We start from the raw sequence: 19,064 nt of genomic DNA on the forward strand, positions 1-19,064 counted from the left end.
GTATTTGATTTGTATTACGTTTGTATTATTAATTTTTACCGCTACTCAAAAACACTCTTTTAGGCATTAGAAATATTTATTAGTCCTACCAATTACCGACTCAGCTGTAGCTAAAATCAAACTTGTATAATACGGCGTATATGCTTAGGTAATAAAAAACCTAAATGACTCTACTAACCAGATATTTAAAAATTATAGTGGCGGTATTTTTATTAACGTAAATTGCTGTATTGACTATTGACTATTGACTACAATATTATCGGCATATTGATACGCATAGGTATTGCTCTCATTTTGAACGGAATGTTCAATAGGTGGAATAAATATAAAAAGCCGCTTATCAGCGGCTTGTACTCATTTTTTAATTACACTAACTATAAAGCCACTTCCTTGTCCGTAAGGCCTCTTCAATTCTTCTATATGGTTACCGACTCTATTTCCAGCACCCATTGAGCAAATTGACCCTGTAGGCTCTATTTTTATAAAGTTTCGCTCAATATAAGGTTCTAACTCAGCAACAGTGTTAGCGTTTAATATGACTGGTACTGAAGCCCCTTCATTCTGAAAAAGAGAAATTGAAAGCTGATCACCTAGTATTTGACCAAGCAACAAGGCAAGGCTCGCTTCTGAAGGCTCTTTTGTTAACTCTCTTAACTTCGAAGAAATTGATGATAGTTCATCATCGGCTAAGTTACTCCATCCAACAATAGTATCATTAAATGCTTGTTGCTCTTTTTCTGCCTGAAGGGAGATTGTACCTGCAGCTAAACCACTCAAACCTGGTATCAAACTACTAGCAGAATGCAAAGCGACTCTGAGAGCTTGCCCCCCTCCTGGTTTTTCGCTCATATCATTAAGTAGCTTAAGGTTTTTTTCACGTTCACTCATAACACATCCTCTGTCGTTATTTACATTGCTAAAGAATCATCATCTAAATAAACCCTAGCATCATCTAATTCTGCTGTCACTGAGACTTTGTCTGTGGATGATGGTTTTATATCTCTAATCAAGACGCCGTTGCACCAACGTTCGTTAATACCAAACATGTACAAAGGAGGTTCTATTGAGCCATCAAATACTGGGGTAAAGTCTAAATCGGCGTTAATGATCACTTCATTAGGTATTGTGCCTGGTGTTGCGCTATATGGGCCGGATAATGTGCCGTCTGGTTTTCTGAGGGCCAGAATATGTGACTCTTCTGTTTGCCAATTTAAGTTATCGTTATCAACAAGTATTGAGCGGCCATTTACTAAAAGTACTCTACCTGTTTGTTCAAAGCCTGGTATGTCGTCAGCTAAGGCACAGTAGTCTAGGTAGCGTGAGTTGAGTGCGTCCATTTCTGTTTTAAAGTCAAAGCGTGTACGGCGATAGCGGCGTGTACGGCGTTTACGCATGCCAAATTGGTAGGCTTTATCGCGACTGGTTATACCAAACGCTCTTATTTTTTCGGGATTAATACCTAAATCACCGGGCAATAAGCATAGGATTGTTTCAGATTTCCATGTGATTGGACTGAAATATTCGACTTCGATACCATCAGGTTCGTCATCATCAATCAATTTTATAGAGCGCTTTAACATGCCTATGTAATTATCTGGCTGATACATGTGTTTATAGATAGTTCGCTTTTGGTCGCGCACAGGGGTGATCTGACCATAATCAATGGTTGGCTCAGCAAACCCGACAGCCAGTACCCGTTTTATTACTTCGAACATAGTGCTTTCACTGTCGAATACCGCATTAAACTCATCACCCCGGGCTTGCCAAATAGGGTGCAGTGCTTCAAGTGCGTCTAAACCTATTTTACTATCGCCATGCCCTGCACTTTTTATTACATGCGCAAAAAATGGTGCAATGTCGGTGGTTGGCCTTGGTGCGCTCCAAGCGCCATTCTCAAAAACGGGTAACACACGCGTAGCAATAAGGTTAAACTTGTTTTCGGCCGAACCCGCTAAATTATTGGTTCCGCGTATTCTTACTGCAAGGGTTGTCATGCCTTGGTATGTTGTGGCGCTTTCAAGCTCTGCTTTTAAGGCTGTCCAATACACATCGTCATAAATGCGGGTATCATCATTAGCCGCGGTGCTGCGTTTTACTCTCACTTCTGGGCGGATTTTTTCAGATAAACTAATAGGGATAGTTTTACCCAGTTGATCATTCGTTTTGCCAGAAAATGAAATCACGGGTGCTTGAATCCACTCAAGTGCGCCTTCAGCTCGATACTCAACTACCAGGTTCACTGAGCGTGTTAAAAAATTGCCTTGATCATCAAGCTCGCCCAAACCTTGCGGCAAGGAAAAATCAAGCCATAATTGGTCGGTCACCTCCCCTTCTGGTACCGCAAAAAACGGCCCGTTAAATTCGCCATCTCCACCACCATCTTCGGTGTAAACCTTGGCATAGGTATTCGCTTCGGGAGTAAACCCCGTCCATGTGGTATCTTCTTGGTATTGACCATCCAGCTTTTTAAGCTCGCTGCCGTCAATATCTTTGGTAATAATTTCGTAATAACCATCATTCTCAACGTTGCTGGCCCCCTCTACTTTTATGATCTCACCTAGCGTAAACGGTAAGTGCGATTTGTGTTTCCATTTACCCACTTCAGGTTCGTATTCTTCAAAGTGAACCACCACTTCTTTTGCTGAAAATGAATAGCTATATTTGCTTGACTCACTACCACCGGCGCTGGTTACTCGCCCTTTTAGCTCGATACCAGTGCTCCCTGATGTTGAACCCACCTCGCTTGATGTATAAACATTACGATGGCCTTCATGACCACTCACATCTTCACCGGGGCCAAATATTTCATAAAACACATCGCCCGTGTAACTTTTTACTGGAGTATTAGCAATAAACACCTCTTCGGGCAGTATTTCATATTCACCACTGCCAACGCTTAACATTAAATACAGCCACTGCTCGTTATTAATGTATTCACGGCGTGGCATGGTTAAGTAATCAGGATAGATTAAATGACGGCCGGCACCTTCGGGAATAATACCCATTAGCCGTGGTTTATTTCCCTGTGTATTTACATCATAGATACTACTGCCATCGGGCGTGGTTGAGTTGTAGTTGTCGGGTATTTGGTTGGCGGTGTAAATAGCAACACCCACCGCCACAATCGCAATAATGGCATAGGCAATTGTTGCAGGATCTTTTGCCTCTACAGTTAAGCTTATATTATCCCCTTGTTTAAATATGTATGTAGGCCAGTCAGAAGGTGGTAAGTATTTGCTATTTACAGCGGCACTAAATAACGGTTGTTCGCGATCATCATACGCTGGGACGCTTTCTTTTAACCAGATATCTAATGTTTGCCCCACCACACCTATACAACTTTCAAATAATTTTTTATCTAACTTATTGGGGTAAACCTTAATTTCAACCTGTGTACTCATAAAACTTAACCTTAAAAAATAACCGTTTAAAATCTGCGATTGTTACAATTGACGGGCCTTTTTTCCGTGAGGTATGCAGTATTTGCAACTGCCCATCAACAACTACACATAACCCCATATGTATTAAATTTTGTCCTCTAAAGCCGCATGCAATCGCCTGCTCTTTAGCTGCGCAAGGTTTAAACTGGTCAACTATCTGTGCATATGAGCTAGTGAGGTGGGCTTTATCGTCTGGGCTTACATGGCCAAACGATTTAAATAAGGGTTTGCCAAATACGTTGTGCAGCACAAGTCGCGGTTGGCCCCAACAATCGAGGCCACCCATATCTCGACCACCGTCAACGTAGGGTACGCTTAAGTAATCATTTATGTGTTTCATAATTAACTGAAGTATTTGAGCCCTGGGGCAATGGATGGAGTGTAACGGTTTTTAGGCCATGCTTTATTAACTAAATCGTTAAACGATGCCACTACATTTAAACTTAGCGCAGTGGCCTGAACATCCACCGCTTTCATTTCAACGGCAGGTTCAGCTGGCTGCGTTAAATTACTTGCCGTATACACGCGGTAAATTACGGCAATTGGCACACCAGCATTAATCGCTTGCGTTACTTTAGAGAGTGCTTCACCAGTGACATTATCAATTTGAAATTGTAAGTCTTGGCGTCCTTTAACCCCGCGGGTAGGGAGCGAAACCCCCATCCCGCTGGCTAAAAATGGCACCATTTCACCCCCTTCAATGCCTGCCGTTACATCATCAAAGCCGTCACAAATTCTTAATGTCCATAAAGAATCAGCCTGAAGCTCTAATGTGTGGATTGGCAGGTCGTTAGTCGGAGCGCTGGCGTAAACGCGTTGGAGTACTTGGCTCATAAGACTAGATCTCAAAATTAATTATTGGTAACACTGCTTTAGCAATTATTCGGCTACCAGTATCATTCCAGTGGCTACCTTCATTTGTGAAGGTGTTACCGGATTTTCCGCTAGCGACCGTTGCTTCCTTTAAGTCTCCGTGGATGGCGATTCCTGCTTCAACCCATCTCGCGGCAGCGTTTATACTTACAGCCTCTGGATGATTCTCCAAAACCCACTGATGAGCTAATGTGAACTTATCCAAAGCGGTTAATATTGTGCCATCTCCTTGCTCGCTGTATTTAAGCGAACCATCATCAGCTATTCCTCCAAAATTCCATGAAATTGAACTGGTGAACATCGCTAATTCTGGTTCTAAGCCAAAGTACGCGGCACGCTGTTTCATGCTTAATTCATAATTTTCATCAAACACATAGTGGTTCGTTAAACATCCCCAATAGTCAGCTGTGCTATAGCTATTACTACCAGCAGCACCATCGTTATGGATAGGTAACTCAAAGAACATTAAATCTGGTTTAAAGCCCCATACTTCATTATCTGCATAACGTGGTAATCCGCGAGTGTTTTCAGCTTGGGTGTTGTGACTGCCTCTAGCTGCATTGATATAAGTTATCATGTACTGTCTTGGTGACCATTCAACACCCCAGTATAAAAAACGGCCTCCGGCACCACTATTAGTAATAGTGATATTTTTCACTTCACCTCGGCTATCAAAGGTGGCTGATTTACAGCGCATTTTTAATCTTTTTTGATAAGTAGTATTACCTTTAGATGCTATACTTCTATTAACATATGTGTTGTCACTAGCTTTCGGAACGCTAACATTGCGTAATAATGGCTCTTCTTCTCGCATTGAAAAAACAAAGCCATTTGCTTCAACCCATTCATCATTGTCGGTAAGTACTTCCATTTTTCCATCACCCTCGGCAATAGAAACAATCGCAGTTTCAGTTCCTGTCGTATCTGTTCGATAAATAAAATTAAACTGCCAAGCATCAATAGGAACATCAAATGCAATAGAGGCTTCTAAATCAGCAGAGTATTTGGTTAGTCCATGTCGATATGGCCCATCATCCCATTCAGGTAAATTTGAAGATAAAGAAAACTCACCATTTTCAACAAAAAAACCACTGTCATATCGACGGTACTCTTGCAAATCCCACCGAATTTTATCCCAAAAATGTGATGCGAAATTATTGCTATGCATCAATGGCGGTCTAAATTTAGCTTCAAAGTGATTTGTACAATGCTCTACTGAACGGGCTGTTAAGGATGTACCAGTGTTTACAACAACCAAATCTTTATCTCGTTTTAACCAGTGTTTCTTGAAAGCTGGCAACTTATCAGATAAGTAACTTCCTGCGTCGGCTTCAATAAACTTAAACCAAGCTTCTTGATCAATAGATTGGCTTAACTTCGCTTTACTTTGTGACGGTAAGTAGTCTTCTTTTATCGTCGTCTTCTGATTGTATTCCTCATAGTTCGTAGGTACCTCTCCTTTTTCAAGCTGAGCTTGGCCATTTAAAGACTTACTTGATGCTTGATTATTTTCTTTATGCAAACTCAAAACTACATGGGTAATGCCCATACCAAGAGGTACTTGAAATGCTCTTCCAATTCCGGATACAGGTGTTACAAATGTGATATTATCAATGATATTCGAGGTTATTCTTTCTTCGCCTAATAAGTAACCACCTTGACCATATATTGCGTCACCAGAAGCCACATACCATTCTCCCTCTCTTACCGGTATTGCTGCTGTACAAGCAATACCTAAAACATCAATTTTAAAGCTTTTTTCGCCTGTAGAATAACGGTATTCATAATCAATAAGTGTCGGATTAATTAAGTTATGGCTACCAACTTCGAAAATAAATTGGCCATCTGAAAATAAGCTTAATGGTGGCAGGGATTCTGGCTTAAGTGTATTTACTTCTTTGTATTCTGTGTAATTTAAAGGTGTTTTTCCTTCGTTGATTTGGATGTTACCTTTGATTTCGCTATAGGGAAAATCATCTGTTGCAATTAAGTTTAAAATTACAAACTTAGCATTGAATCCAATTGGTACAGTGAACACGTAATTTTGGTCATCTGTTTCTGTTAATTTAAAATCAGATAAATCATTAATTGCAGTTATGCTACTACTTGATACAAAAAAGCCAACCTTTGAATCTATTAAATATTTAGCATTATATGCTTGGCCGCCGATGGCATAAGTTTTTCCCTCTTCAACAGGTATAAAACCAGTTGCAACCAACTTTGTTGTGTCTAAAGGTTGTAGCTTATTTCCTCCGGGAGAAAAGCGTTTGCTCCATTGAATGGCGTTTCTATCAAATAAGTTTAATGACAAAGACTTGATAAATTTTTCTACAAAATCAAACTTCACTAACTGATTAGAGTCTTCCAGAATACTTAGAGGTATATTACGGCTGTATTCTGAATATTCAGTTGCAGTTGATCCCTCTTCGATTTGAAATGTATTATCAAAATTAGCATCACCATCACTTGTAATATTTATTGCTACAAATTTAATGCCTTGACCTGTTGGAACGGTGAATGGGTTGCTCAGTATATCTGAGATTGCTGAATCATCAGCGGGGGCTGAGAAATAACCACCCGCGCCAATGCCGTTGCCACCAGATTGAATATACGTTTTACCCTCTTCAACAGGCACAAACCCACTAATACGGTATTGCGGAGAGCCATTAATTCGATTACTTGCTGGGCTATAATAACGTCCAGCACGAATTTCTTCTTTATTTACAAGGTTTTTTGAATCTACTTTTAAAAGTTCATCTTTTACAAATCGCCAAATGGCGTTTGGAGTTACCGAATTAGAATTATCCTGTTTATCAAACGTTATTGAGGCACTGTTAAATTCACTTTTAACCCAAGCAGATCCCCCCCATCCATACAGGCCGTTGTTTATAGGAATTGAGTCATTCCAAACTTCTGCTAACTCTCCGTTAGGTGGTGCGCCAGCAGTATCTAACGCAGCTTTTGTTTCATAAGTAAGGCGTCCTTGAACCATTGCCTGAATAAAAGCAAAGTTATCTTTTATTGCTTTTGAAATACTATCCTTACTGACACCATTCACTTCTACAGTTTCATCATCAGCTCCCGCTAAAATTGTATTCAACTGCCCTAATAACGTTTCAAGCTCTGTCACTAAACTAAAAAAATTACTCATATGATTATTCCTGGTAAATGTCTAAAGCGTTTGCAACGCCGTTAATAAATTGTTCAGCCGTGTTTGGGGCAAGCAACTGATTTACCGTTGCTTCTTCACTCACAACTTGTCGTTTTTTTATCTCAATATTGGCACTGTAGTTCCAAAAGCCTCCGTTGTAGGTACATGACTCTAAGGGGCTTTTAATAAAACGCACTTCATGTTCTATCAGTCCTTGTGGGGTGAGAACTGGCATTAAAAACCAGTTCGCCGCATCGTTAACGCCGTGCGTTACAAAGCCTTCAAGTAGCTGTGCTTGATACGGATTTAGCTTCCACGTTGCGCTCATGGTGCTGGGTACTGACTGAAAACGTTTGCGCTGCCTTGCGCGGCCGCTTGCCATGTCTGTACGTAATAAGTTTGAGTTTTGCGATAAACGATGGCTTGAAACGAGTGGCAGTTTTAAATCTTTCGGGTATTTTACTAACACGTTTATATCCCTTGGCGTTGTAAGCTATAGGTACTTTCAAGTGCAGAGGATGCATCGCCACCTTGGCGGATATTACTTACAAATATGTTTATGACGTCTTCACCATTTAAACCACTACGGCTTTGTGAACCTGCACGGGATGCATCTTCAATCACGTTTACAGTGACATTTGAGCCTAGGCTTTGGCCTTTAGTGTGATCAACAACGGTTTCTTGGGGATGCAGCATGGCCAACTGGCCGCCTTTTCCATCAAGGCCGCCGCTGCGTGGGCCATCCCATGTGTACCCACCGCCATCAAATGAAGCTAAGGTTCCTGCGGCTGCTGCTGTTGCTGCTGCAGCTAATGGTTGCGTTACTGCTTCAGCAGCCAATGCTGCGCCCGGCGCTAGGGCTGGGCCAATAATAGGTATGGCTGCTGTAGAAGCAAAGGCATTAATAGCAGCAAGGTGGGCACCCGCTTGTGCTTGCCCTGTTACTTGAGTTAAGTAACTAACGCCAGAGGCCTTGCCTAACGTCGCTTCTAAGGCCCATAACACCAAACGTTGCGTGCCAATTTCAACAAGCGATTGAATAACGGCCTTTGAAAAGCTAGATGCTATGTTTTTCACTAAATTACCAAAGCCCTGCCAATCGGTAATAGCCTGAGTAATGTTGCTCGACATGGTTTGACTAAAATTAGTGAGTGTATCTGCCCATAGTTGGTCGGTGTTTTCTGCAGTGGTTCTAATAGACTCCATGTAATTAGTCCAAAAGCCATTATTCTGCTCTGCTAATTGCTCTTGATGTAAGCGTTCTGCCTCTTTTCTGGCTTCTAGCTGCTCTTGCTTAATCAGGCTTATATTTTGCTCATGTTGTGCTAGTGCTTGCTCTTTTGCGGTGGTGTACTCGGCCTCTATTTCAGCAGTGATGAGGTTTTTATCACGCAGTAACTGAAATTCGCGTTCCATTTCTTGTTGCTTACGTTCAAAACGACGGTTTTCGAGCTCTACTTCTTTGCCATCTTGCTGTAGCTGGGCATCAAATATTTGTTGGTATTGATTACGGGCCGCATCTATTAACTTTTGCGACTTTTCATCAACGACCTCAGGATCATCTTTTAGCAGTAAATCACTTAGTCCTGGCTTTTTAGCGTTATCAACTTGTTTTTCTGCTGCGGCTTGGAATTTTTTTTGTGCATCGCTAATCCATGTATTTATTTTCTCTGAGGGCATTGGCTCCATGGCTGCGTTGTGAAAGTCGTCTTGTGCTTGCGCTAAATTTTTTAAAGCTTGGGAGCCAATGCTATCGAGTGTTTTAAATCCCTCTGCTTTACCCAACTGATTCAATTGAGCTAATGCCGACTTTGCATAATCGCCAATACCAGGGATATGTTGTGAAAGCTCTAGCACTTTACGAATTGGATATAAAAGGCCGTTGGTAACACTATTAGCAAATGGCACAATTCCTTTATTTACTACAAATGCTAACCCCTCCCAAAGTGCCCAAGAAAAGCCCATAGCAACAACTTTAGCGCCTTTAAAGAGCACATTTATACCTTGTATGCCATCAGCCATAACACCAACACCACTTGCAACCTGTGTAATTGCTTGTTGCGCAAATTTGCCAAAGCCGCCGGCTTCTTTTGCTGACTCAACAAACATGTCAGATAGCGCGCCAATGATCGGCGCTGTTTCTATTGCCAGTGTTTGGCCAAAACTGTGGGTGGTTTTTTGCGCTTTATCGAATGCATCGTTTGCCATTTCGACCTTGGCGGCATCAATGCGATCGAAGGTCATGCCCAGCGCGTCGGCTTCTGCCATCATGGCGGTTATGCCATCAGCGCCGGCGTCCATGACGTTGATCATCTTAGCGCCCGATTTACCCATTAAGCTTTGTGCTAGGTACACCTTTTGGCTTTGGTCTTCAACGCCTTTAAGTTTGTCGGCAATGAGTTTAAATTGCTCTTCAGGCGCGAGGCCTTGTAATTCTTGAACCGATAAGCCTAAACCATCAAGAGCGTATTTAGCCTCACCGGTGCCAGTTTGCCCCACTTGGCCTAAGTTTTTTTGCATGGTTTGCAGTGATTTATTTAGCTCTTCGTTTGAGGCGCCATATAAATTAGCAGCATGTTGCAACCCGCCAAGCGCTTGCGTGGTTATACCTAGACGGTCAGCTGTTTTTGCTTGTTGATCAATAAACTCAGCATTTTTTGCATAAATAGAAGCAAAAGCGGCGACGCCTGTAACACCAAACCCCGCCATTACTTTAGCGCTCCCTCCCACCATTTTGCGGGTTTTATCAGCCCATGATGCGGTTTGTTTATTGGCTTTATTGAGCTCAGCAGTCAGCTTCCCACTTTTACCGATTAAATCGATAGTGAGCGTTGCAATTGATGCCATGTGTTAATTTCTCTTTTGTTTACGCCAAGGACAGGTATTTAAAAACGCTTCGGTTTCACGGCGTTTTTGCTCGTATTCAATTTTTCGTTGTTCGCTTCTGTCGAATGTCAGGCCCATTTTTAAGCCTTGATGGACTAAGCGCAGTTCCAGTTCATCAGCAGATAAGCGTTTATGCAGATCGTAGAGTGAGCAACCCAAGTTATCTGCTAAATTGCAGAGCGCTTGTAACTCAGGTTGCTGTTTTAGTTTTTTTCAATCGCCTCAAGGTTTTCTTGAGCGAGGTTGGTGAAAAACAACCCTGTGGTGTGGATCATACCTAGCTGTTGCATATCGATTAAACTAGGCAGTTTGGCGGCTTCTTTATCGTCAAATTTGCCATGCAGCATATAATAGGTATTGCGCTGCGCCATTTTTTCAAGCTTTTTGGGGTCGGCATCTTTGTCGGTAAACAGCTCTCTGGCTTTTACTTCATCGATGGCGGGAAGACGGTGCAAAACTATTTTACCTACGCCTTCAATATCAAATTCGCGGGAGGAAGTAGGTAGCTTTCCCGCCATTATTTGTGCTGCAGTAATCATTTACACTCCCACCGCTAACGTTGAAAATACCACTTGTTGCAGCTTGCCAATACAGGCAAACATTTGCTTACCTGAGTCTTTACCCGATTCACCACTAAAATAGTCGTGTGGTAAATACACTGCGTCTTGCACTTCGCCACTGGCACGCGTCACTTTTATTGCAATGGGTGTACCTGCTTTTACCATATCGCAAAAGGCTTTTTGCTCTGTGTTAGCAGGTTTATGGCGAAATGTGAGCTCCCAATCTTGATCTTCGGGGAGGCACTTTTCGCTGTAAGAACGGTTAGCCGCTGCTATGTCAGTGTCGTCTTCGTACACTTTGCCCGAGTTAATTTGTGGGATAATGTCGAGCCCTGGTAGCAGTGCATCAACCTCACCGATACCCGTAGTACAAAACTGTAGTGTGGATTTATGAGAGTCAACCGTATCAGCGGCTGCGGTAGTTACTGGTGTTGGTTCTGGCATGTTAAACCTCGTTATTTATGGTGTGATACTTAAAAATGTATTCGTATGACTCGCGGTATAAATGCGAGCCGGTGTCAAAGTCGGGGATACGGTTTTGCTTTAGCGCAAACTGCACATTTACAACACCATCAACAAAGCCTTGTTTGTTAAAAATGGTGGCAAGCTCTTTGGCTATGGCTTTAGCGGTTGCTGGCGTTTTGCTATAACAATCAAATTGAATGAGTGCTTCGCTTTGGTTATCTTCCATGTGTATTTCAATAGGCGTTTCGTCGGTGATCACACTGAGCAAAACATAGTTATCGTCTGAGTTATGAGCGGTAGTAAAATGCAGATTATTGCCAATTAAAGCCGTTAATGCAGATGATGCGAGTGCCTTGGTACGTATGCTGTTTTCTATCATGCTGGTTTGTTCTTTTTGGCAATGCGGCGCTGCGCTAAATTGATGCGTTTAGCTAAGCCACGGTTAATAACTACCACCGCTTGATTGGTGCGTTTTTTAAAGGCTTGACGAATAAATGGATTAGCCTTTTGCGTGTTTGTGCCATATTCAACTTGCACTATGTAAGGCACTTTAAATACGCCCACACGCACTAGCGATACAACCCCTTTACCAAAGCGACGTGTTTCTTTACCTTGGCGATTAGTACTGGCTTTAACTTTAATGCGTGATTTTAAAAAGCCTGGGCGGATTTCAACTTTTTGGCCTTGATTGGTTTTAACCACGCGGGCTACGTTTGACTCTGGTGCATTGCGCTGCATGCCTTGTTGATATTTAATAGCGCCATCTCTTATTGCACTGGTCATTAAACCGCTGGCCTTTTTAGCGCCGATTTCTTTGCCTATTTCAAGCAACGCTTTTTCCATTTCTTTAAGGCCCGATATATCGATACCTGTATTAAGCATGGGTGAGCTCCTTAACGGCAATAATGGTTTGTACATTGGCAAAGTCTTGATTTACGGGTGTACCAATGATTTCAAATAGCCGTTGTTTATAACTAATTTGGTGAGTTGCGATTATTTTATTGCTGTAACGGCAGGTAATTGTATGGGTGATTTCGCCCATTAACTGGCCGCTTTGCTCGAGTTCTTTCGCTGCACCGGTTTGTATATTTACCCACTTATAAAACGCATGCTGATGGCTAGTGGTGTTGTAGCCATCATTTGATTTTATGCCCGTGCCAAAGCTGGCTTTGCAATTGTATTTAGCTGCTGGGAGCGATTTCATAACAGTTCAACCGCGAGTTCATCTGCAATGGCTTTAAAGGCATTAGGCATATCGTAAAGCTGCACCGGTGCGGTGTCTTCGCGGTTACGAAACCAGTCGGCAATTAATACCAAAATGGCTTGTTTTGCTAGGTCGTACTTATCCTGGTCTATGAGTGTTTCGTTATCTATGCTGGTACCCTCATTTGTGAGGGTACCATGACCAAATACGCATTCAATTTGTACCGCATCGGCTATTTTAAACCCCACTGCTGGCCACCGACCGCCTAATTTAGGGGTGATTGTGGCAGTTAAACCATGCTCAATAACTCGGTAGTCGCTTGAATCGAGTGTGACAAACTGCCCCAAGTTATTAATATATTTAATTGAATTAATGCTCCGAAGCGGCGCAAAAGGCAGGTGTATTTCGTTGCAAAACTTTGGCAATGCAAATTGCCATGTTTGTTCTACTAATAACCGGCCACTACGTTGTTCAAACCGTTTACGCGCTCTGGGCACCAAGCTTTGCAAATAATCATGGTGATCATCATCAGCATTGGTATGTGCTGCCAATTCTTCTACAGTGATTGGCTCTATACTTGGCGCTTGTATTAACTTTCGGAGCATTTTCATTCTGTTTACTCTTTGCTATCGGTGTCGTCAGGGTTGCTATCAGCGGCTTCATCGATGCCATTAAGATCAACAGTGTCAACTTCTAGCTCTTTACTACAGTAATCAATAGCGGCTTTGTCATAGGCTAGTTCGCCGACGTCTATTAACGGTTTTAGTAATTCTGCATCGCCTTTTACGAGTGCATTTGGCTCAAAATGGTGATCTGCAATGACACATGCAACAAGTACACGTGCGGTGATTAGTTTTTTAGCTACCATGGTTATATTCCTTAAATAAAAAAGCCCCGGTTAAGGGGCTAGAGGAGCATCAATTAAGCGGCTGCATTTTGGTAGTACTTAACAGCACCACCCACATCAATGCAGCGGCCACCGGTACGCATAAACGCTAAGAAACCAACTTGGCCCTTGCGACTGTATGCGCTGTCAGTGAAGCGGAAGAACAACATTTGCGATACATCGCGCACAATGTATTTAGAAAAATCACCAAATAAAACCGACTTAGCGTTAGCCGCCATGGTGGGTATATGTTGGTTAGTGGCGTACGGTTTACCTAAAATAGTGTTAGGCTCTGAGGCTTCCATACCGGGTAACCAAAGTGGGCGGCCTTGTGTATCTTTAAGCTTTTTAACGACTTTGATTGTGGAGTCGTTCATCATAAAGCCACATTGCGCACTACGACGGTAAGCCGGATCAACGCTGTGCTCTAGGTCAATTAAATCTTCTAAAGTGATAATAGATGTTTGCCCTGAGCCCCCTACTTTACCTGCCGTGGTGTCGGCTAAAATACCGTGCGGCATTGAGGTGCCTGACCCATTTATAAACGCATCTTCTGAGGTGCGGCCAATACGCATGCCTATTTGCTCATTTATATAGCTTTCTAGGTCGAATTGCGTGTCTTGCAGTAGTTGGAACGGCACCGCAATAACTTTAGAGCTGACCATGTGTGTATCGATGTTACGTACACCAAAGGTGGTGTCTTCATCACCAGCTTCTGTATTTTCGGCTAACCATTCACCTTGCTCAGCCGTTGCATTAGCAGTAGGCCATGGAATAGTAGAGCCGGTTGCTGTGGGCACTACGGTTGCCAGCTCACGCATACCGCCGTACGCTTTAAGCGCTTGTGAAATACCGGGTGCGATTTCGTCAGCGGTTAAATAACCGCCTTCTGAGCCTTGGCCTGTACTCATAGCGTTTTTAGGGCTGTCGATACGTGCTTGTACTGCACTGCGTTGCTCTTCATTAAGTGCTGACATGCCACCGCGCAACCAGGATGCATAAGCGGCTTTTTCTTGGTGAATTTGATGCTCAGCTTCATCAGCAGAGATACCGTTTTTATCGGCACGGTCTTGAATGGTTTGCTTTGACTTTGCTTGTAAGTCGAGTACTTTTTGTTGGCGGTCTAGGTCACCATCAAGTGCATCGATTTTATTAACGAGGTCGTCGTATTTTTTTTGCTTGTCATCGCCCCACGCTTCGTCTTTTGGGTGATCCGTTACTAACTGGTTTAGGGTTACAGCTAACTCTTTTCGCTGCTCACGCTTTTGTTGGATAGACATAATTTAATTTCCTCAATTTTAAGTACAAAAAAGCACCCTAAGGTGCTTTAAATAGTGTTGCCAGCGGAGCTAGCCAGTAGTTAGCAGCATGTTGGCAAATCGTTCTAGCCGTTCACGCTGCACAAATTTATCTTGCGGTGGTTGTGGTTTTGGTGCGTTTTGATAAGACGTTAAGTCCCACGCTTTATTGGTGGTTTGCTCGCTTGGTGTATCTTGCATAATGCTGTCTACAAAGCCATGTTCTAGGGCTTCTTGTGCGGTGAACCAGGTTTCGTTTTTCATCCAGGTGCGTACTTGTGCTTCGCCTGCTTCGGTGCGCTTTTCGTAGTCGTTTACTATGGTGTTGTCGACTTTATCAAGCATGTCGGCGGTGTCGCGTATTTCTTGTGCGTTACCCAGTGCTAGTGTCCAGGCATAGTGGATCATGTAAAAGCCTGAATCAGCAATTTCGATAGTATCGCCGGCTAAGGCAATGCGTGTTGCGGCACTGGCTGCGATGCCATCGATGTGAATATGAATTTTTGCTGGGTGCGCTTTTAAGCTTGAGTAAATGGCGGTGGCTTCAAATACGTCACCGCCTGGGCTATTAATATACACATCGATGTCGGTTGCATCAGTAATGCTAAGCAAGTCGCGTTTTATCATTTCGGCAGATACGCCCCACCATGGATCGATTACATCGTAAATTAAAAATGCGGGGCGGCTTTCGCCTGCATTGGCCAGTGGTGATTGCTGCTTTACTTGATAACCAACTTGGTCACGGTTTTGGCAGTTATTTTTAACTAACTGCATTAGTTTGCGGCTGTTATTCATGATTCGTTTTCCATTTGTTGATTATTGGCAATAGGGTCGTATGGCAATGCGTAGCGACCACCCATTTCGGGGAGGTTTTCGAGCTTACGCACTTCGTCTATGCTCATCCAACCGGGCCCCTGNNGCGAGCCGCCAATGGCTTGGCGGTATGCTTCGTTTCTGTCTTTAAGCGTTAAGCGCATTAAATTTGCCGCTATAAACTCGGCAAACATGGGTTTGTTTAAAAACAGTTTGCGGTTTATCTCTTGCTCAAAGCGGTTTAGGTGTGGGCCAAGCGTAAAACGCAAGAACGATAAACCGATTTCGCCAATACCTGAGCCCCACGATGTTGATTTTTGCTCTTGGTTTACCATGAAACTTGGTAGGCCAAATGCACGGGCTATGTCGGTAATTTGAAATTCACGCGATTCAAGCAGCTGTGAATCTTTTGCTGATACGCTAAGCTGTTTTACATCGGTACTGTTATCAAGCACGAGTGGGAATTTTGAGTTTTCAATGCCGCCGTAGGCTTTAACCCATGCGTTTCTGAATGAGTCTTTTTGTGTTTCGTCCCACTTACCTTGCTTTACCACGGCTACACGTTGCGTTGAGCCTGATTTAAAGAACTCGCCGCTGTGTTGCTCCATGGCAAGCTCTAAACCAATACTATTAAACGCGCCCCACTGAATAACCGACATTGATTTAAGGCCGTTAAAGCCAAAGCCAGGAAAGTGCAGTATATCGTCTTGGTCAAAGCCGCGGGCGATGCCATCTAGTGTAAAAAAGTAATTTAGCCGGCCGTTGTTATTTACTACGTTCATGCCTACGGGACTAATGGGTAAAACTTCTTCTATGTCGCCGTTGCGATCGCGTAATAACACCGCGTAACCATCGCCATGCAACAGCATGCTGGCCACTATGTACTCCCAAAAAGCAGCGGCGCTCCATACTGCTGTGGGCTGTAGGTTAAAAAGGCTGGCTAAATTGTGGTTAGCAAGGCGTTTTTTATCGCCGTTATCACTGCGTTCAAAAATATGTACGGGCATCTGTGCTATTGCGCCGGCAATTAAGCGCACACAGGCAAATACTATCGACACTTTCATTGATGTTTTAGGCGTAACCGCGGGGCCTGCAAGTGAGGGCATAACGCCAAACAGGTCAGATAAACTATTTATATCCTGCATTGCTGTGTTTTGCTCTGCAGTATTGTTAACTGCAGGTGCACTTTTGCTGCTGTTACGACTTAAAAACGGGATTTTAAACATTAGAATTCCAAAAACTCTTGGTTAGAACCGTCGTCTTCTTCAGGTTGCCATGAACCTATGAAGGCCAGTAATTTAGCGACTGCGGTATCAATTTTGTTGTCTTTATGTTCTTTTACTGGGCGGATATATTTACCGTCCATGGTTTCTTTGGCTATGACATTGCCAAGGCACCAAGTAAGAACTGGATCACCATTGTGGTGTATACGGCCTTGCCTGAGTAAGTTTTCAAACTCGCGCATGGCTGGCGAAAAGTTGGTGTAATTTTGCGATACTTTAATGGGCTCTATACCAGTGCTGTTTTGTACCCGCTGTGCTATTGGTGCTGCACCTGCTGGGTCGTAAAATAAGCCGGTTACTTGGTAGTTTTCGTTATCGGTTTCGATAGCGCGTTCTACTTCGTCGTAATCTATGCTGGTACCTTCACATTCAATTAAGTGCCCTTGGTTAACCCAGTCTCGGTATATGTCTATTTCGTTAGCCTTTGCTTCTGTTACGTAGGTTTTAGCAAAAAAGTAATAGTGTAATTTACCGTTTACTGGCCGTGTGAAGCAGGTTACATCGGCGGTTAAGTCGTCTGACTCAGAAAGGTCGACGCCTTTTGTGCATTCTTCACCTGTGAATTGCTCTATATCTAGCGTTAAATCACCGGCAGCTAACCAATCTTCAATATTTAGCCAGGACTCGCGTGCACCCACCCATAAATTTAGGTGTTTAGTTTTAAATGCGTTTTGCTTGCGGGCTGACTGCCTAGCTTTTGAAAGCTGGTTTAGTAGAAACTCTTCTTCAACCGATATGCCAAAGTTAGGGTTCGCTTTGCGCAGTGCTTCTTCGCTTTGCCAGTCGTCATCTTTATCAATGGTGTAGATCATGGCAAAAACAGTTTCGTCGGTACGGGTACCTTCAAGTATTTCTTGGCATTCTTTTTGGTATTGTCCACATGGTCCAAACCAGTTAGAACCAGCTGTCGATATTATCCATTCAAGTGGTTGTTCTCGTGCGCCCATGCCGGTGATCATCGTATCGCGTTGGTCGTCATCGTCATGTTCGTGGTATTCGTCACATAAATAACAACTAGGCGAGCCACCATCACCCGGATTACCAATTAAGCGTTCAAACTTGCCGCCATCGTTTGTTTTTTCTATTTGCTGAGCAAACAATTCAATATTAAAACGGCGTCTGAATACGGGTTGTTTTAATGCCATTTTTTTAGCTGGCTGAAATACTTCGTTGGCTTGTTTTTGTGTAGTAGCACCACAGTAAACTTCGGCACCTGGCTCGCCATCATTAGCCAGCATGTATAAACCAATAGGTGCAACCCATGTAGATTTACCATTTTTTCGCGGTACCAAAGTAAACGCGGTCCGAAAACGGCGGCGGTGAGTGGTTACATGTTTCCACCCATATACTTGCGCTGTAATCCATTTTTGCCAACCACTTAGGCTAAGCAACCCCTCTTGGCCTTTTGCTCTGGCCCATTTTCCTTTTACGTGGCTAAAAGTTTCTAAAAACCAAATAACTTTAAGTGCTGATTCCGGGTCAAAGTAATACGGAAAGTCTTTACTAGCCGCTCTTGCTAAGTCATGGCTTTCACGCTCAACAGCTAGAATTTCATATTTATTAGCTGGGCGCTTACCACTGAGTACGTCTGATGCATATTGTTCAATGTCAGCTAAATGATCACGATGAAATGTTGGGTAATCACTACGGTTTTGCATTTATCAAACTCACTTAATACACATCATCAAATAAGCCAGGCTGTAAATTATTAAATCGTTGGTCTGTCGCAGGGCTGCCGCCAATTTGATTTATCAAGCTATTTAGTTTGCGCCAATCATCATTGTACTGGCTGGCCTCTGGCCTAGTTTTATGTTGAATACCGTTACGACCTTCCGTTGTATATTTCCAATCGTGCTCTTCTAAGTAAGCAAGAGCCGCTTCCATGCGCGCAATTACAATGCAGTACTCTTTAAAAAATCGAACATAGTGAGGCTTGAAGCGATTAATCTTTACATATTCAGGCATATCGTTATTCCATACCTGCTGCTCAGCCTTTGACATACCACGCGGACGCGATTTGATCGCGATCTTCTTCGCGTCTTTATCACTAATTTCCTTGTTTTCAGCAGCATTAGGGAACTTAACAACTTTATTAGTTACGTCCTCTGCGACTGCTGGGTATCTACCTGCCATAATTAACCAAATAATCTCTATAAGTGGGTTTTTTCATTTCATTTCTGCCCCGCATAAAAATCTAATTGAGGG

20 protein-coding genes are annotated in these 19,064 nt (G+C 43.0%); all 20 read right to left on the minus strand.

What is annotated here, in order from left to right:
* Nucleotides 1-354: 354 nt before the first annotated feature.
* On the minus strand, nucleotides 355-888 hold the full coding sequence (locus tag L659_RS0110360; protein WP_024590486.1) for a hypothetical protein: 534 nt from the start codon (nucleotides 886-888) through the stop codon (nucleotides 355-357).
* A gap of 20 nt (nucleotides 889-908) precedes the next feature.
* Complete coding sequence (locus tag L659_RS0110365) at nucleotides 909-3,401, minus strand: host specificity factor TipJ family phage tail protein (RefSeq protein ID WP_024590487.1); 2,493 nt, start codon at nucleotides 3,399-3,401, stop codon at nucleotides 909-911.
* Nucleotides 3,385-3,780 (minus strand): hypothetical protein, encoded by a 396-nt coding sequence (locus tag L659_RS0110370; protein ID WP_024590488.1) that lies wholly within the window; start codon nucleotides 3,778-3,780, stop codon nucleotides 3,385-3,387. Before L659_RS0110370 ends, L659_RS0110365 begins: the two co-directional genes overlap by 17 nt.
* 2 nt (nucleotides 3,781-3,782) lie before the next feature.
* Nucleotides 3,783-4,274, minus strand: a complete 492-nt coding sequence (locus L659_RS0110375) for a DUF1833 family protein (protein WP_024590489.1) — start codon at nucleotides 4,272-4,274, stop codon at nucleotides 3,783-3,785.
* A 4-nt stretch (nucleotides 4,275-4,278) separates the two neighbouring features.
* Nucleotides 4,279-7,464 (minus strand): hypothetical protein, encoded by a 3,186-nt coding sequence (locus L659_RS0110380; RefSeq protein WP_024590490.1) that lies wholly within the window; start codon nucleotides 7,462-7,464, stop codon nucleotides 4,279-4,281.
* Nucleotides 7,465-7,468: 4 nt separating this feature from the next.
* Nucleotides 7,469-7,933, minus strand: a complete 465-nt coding sequence (locus L659_RS0110385) for a hypothetical protein (RefSeq protein WP_024590491.1) — start codon at nucleotides 7,931-7,933, stop codon at nucleotides 7,469-7,471.
* 2 nt (nucleotides 7,934-7,935) lie between these two features.
* On the minus strand, nucleotides 7,936-10,311 hold the full coding sequence (locus L659_RS0110390) for a hypothetical protein (RefSeq protein ID WP_024590492.1): 2,376 nt from the start codon (nucleotides 10,309-10,311) through the stop codon (nucleotides 7,936-7,938).
* A 3-nt stretch (nucleotides 10,312-10,314) separates the two neighbouring features.
* A complete protein-coding gene (locus tag L659_RS0110395) occupies nucleotides 10,315-10,509 on the minus strand; it encodes a hypothetical protein (protein WP_024590493.1) in 195 nt (64 codons plus the stop codon).
* A gap of 44 nt (nucleotides 10,510-10,553) precedes the next feature.
* Nucleotides 10,554-10,889: a hypothetical protein gene (locus L659_RS0110400; protein WP_024590494.1), complete on the minus strand. Its 336-nt coding sequence runs from the start codon at nucleotides 10,887-10,889 to the stop codon at nucleotides 10,554-10,556.
* Nucleotides 10,890-11,354, minus strand: coding sequence for a hypothetical protein (locus tag L659_RS0110405; RefSeq protein ID WP_024590495.1), 465 nt, complete (start codon nucleotides 11,352-11,354; stop codon nucleotides 10,890-10,892).
* 1 nt (nucleotide 11,355) lies between these two features.
* Nucleotides 11,356-11,754: a hypothetical protein gene (locus L659_RS0110410; RefSeq protein ID WP_024590496.1), complete on the minus strand. Its 399-nt coding sequence runs from the start codon at nucleotides 11,752-11,754 to the stop codon at nucleotides 11,356-11,358.
* On the minus strand, nucleotides 11,751-12,257 hold the full coding sequence (locus L659_RS0110415) for an HK97-gp10 family putative phage morphogenesis protein (RefSeq protein WP_024590497.1): 507 nt from the start codon (nucleotides 12,255-12,257) through the stop codon (nucleotides 11,751-11,753). The genes L659_RS0110410 and L659_RS0110415 overlap by 4 nt, the downstream gene beginning before the upstream one ends.
* On the minus strand, nucleotides 12,250-12,579 hold the full coding sequence (locus tag L659_RS0110420; protein ID WP_024590498.1) for a phage head closure protein: 330 nt from the start codon (nucleotides 12,577-12,579) through the stop codon (nucleotides 12,250-12,252). The genes L659_RS0110415 and L659_RS0110420 overlap by 8 nt, the downstream gene beginning before the upstream one ends.
* Nucleotides 12,576-13,190, minus strand: coding sequence for a head-tail connector protein (locus tag L659_RS0110425; RefSeq protein WP_024590499.1), 615 nt, complete (start codon nucleotides 13,188-13,190; stop codon nucleotides 12,576-12,578). The genes L659_RS0110420 and L659_RS0110425 overlap by 4 nt, the downstream gene beginning before the upstream one ends.
* A 5-nt stretch (nucleotides 13,191-13,195) precedes the next feature.
* Nucleotides 13,196-13,447: a hypothetical protein gene (locus L659_RS0110430; protein WP_024590500.1), complete on the minus strand. Its 252-nt coding sequence runs from the start codon at nucleotides 13,445-13,447 to the stop codon at nucleotides 13,196-13,198.
* 53 nt (nucleotides 13,448-13,500) lie between these two features.
* Nucleotides 13,501-14,745, minus strand: a complete 1,245-nt coding sequence (locus tag L659_RS0110435; RefSeq protein WP_024590501.1) for a phage major capsid protein — start codon at nucleotides 14,743-14,745, stop codon at nucleotides 13,501-13,503.
* Between the two features lie 69 nt (nucleotides 14,746-14,814).
* Complete coding sequence (locus tag L659_RS0110440) at nucleotides 14,815-15,558, minus strand: head maturation protease, ClpP-related (RefSeq protein ID WP_024590502.1); 744 nt, start codon at nucleotides 15,556-15,558, stop codon at nucleotides 14,815-14,817.
* A complete protein-coding gene (locus L659_RS0110445; RefSeq protein WP_024590503.1) occupies nucleotides 15,555-16,802 on the minus strand; it encodes a phage portal protein in 1,248 nt (415 codons plus the stop codon). Before L659_RS0110445 ends, L659_RS0110440 begins: the two co-directional genes overlap by 4 nt.
* Nucleotides 16,802-18,517 (minus strand): terminase large subunit, encoded by a 1,716-nt coding sequence (locus L659_RS0110450; protein WP_024590504.1) that lies wholly within the window; start codon nucleotides 18,515-18,517, stop codon nucleotides 16,802-16,804. The genes L659_RS0110445 and L659_RS0110450 overlap by 1 nt, the downstream gene beginning before the upstream one ends.
* 13 nt (nucleotides 18,518-18,530) lie before the next feature.
* Entirely contained in the window at nucleotides 18,531-18,992 is a 462-nt protein-coding gene (locus L659_RS0110455; protein ID WP_024590505.1) for a P27 family phage terminase small subunit, read from the minus strand.
* Between the last annotated feature and the right edge of the window lie 72 nt (nucleotides 18,993-19,064).

This window comes from Pseudoalteromonas sp. S8-8, assembly GCF_000497875.1.
GTDB classification, from domain to species: Bacteria; Pseudomonadota; Gammaproteobacteria; order Enterobacterales; family Alteromonadaceae; genus Pseudoalteromonas; species Pseudoalteromonas arctica.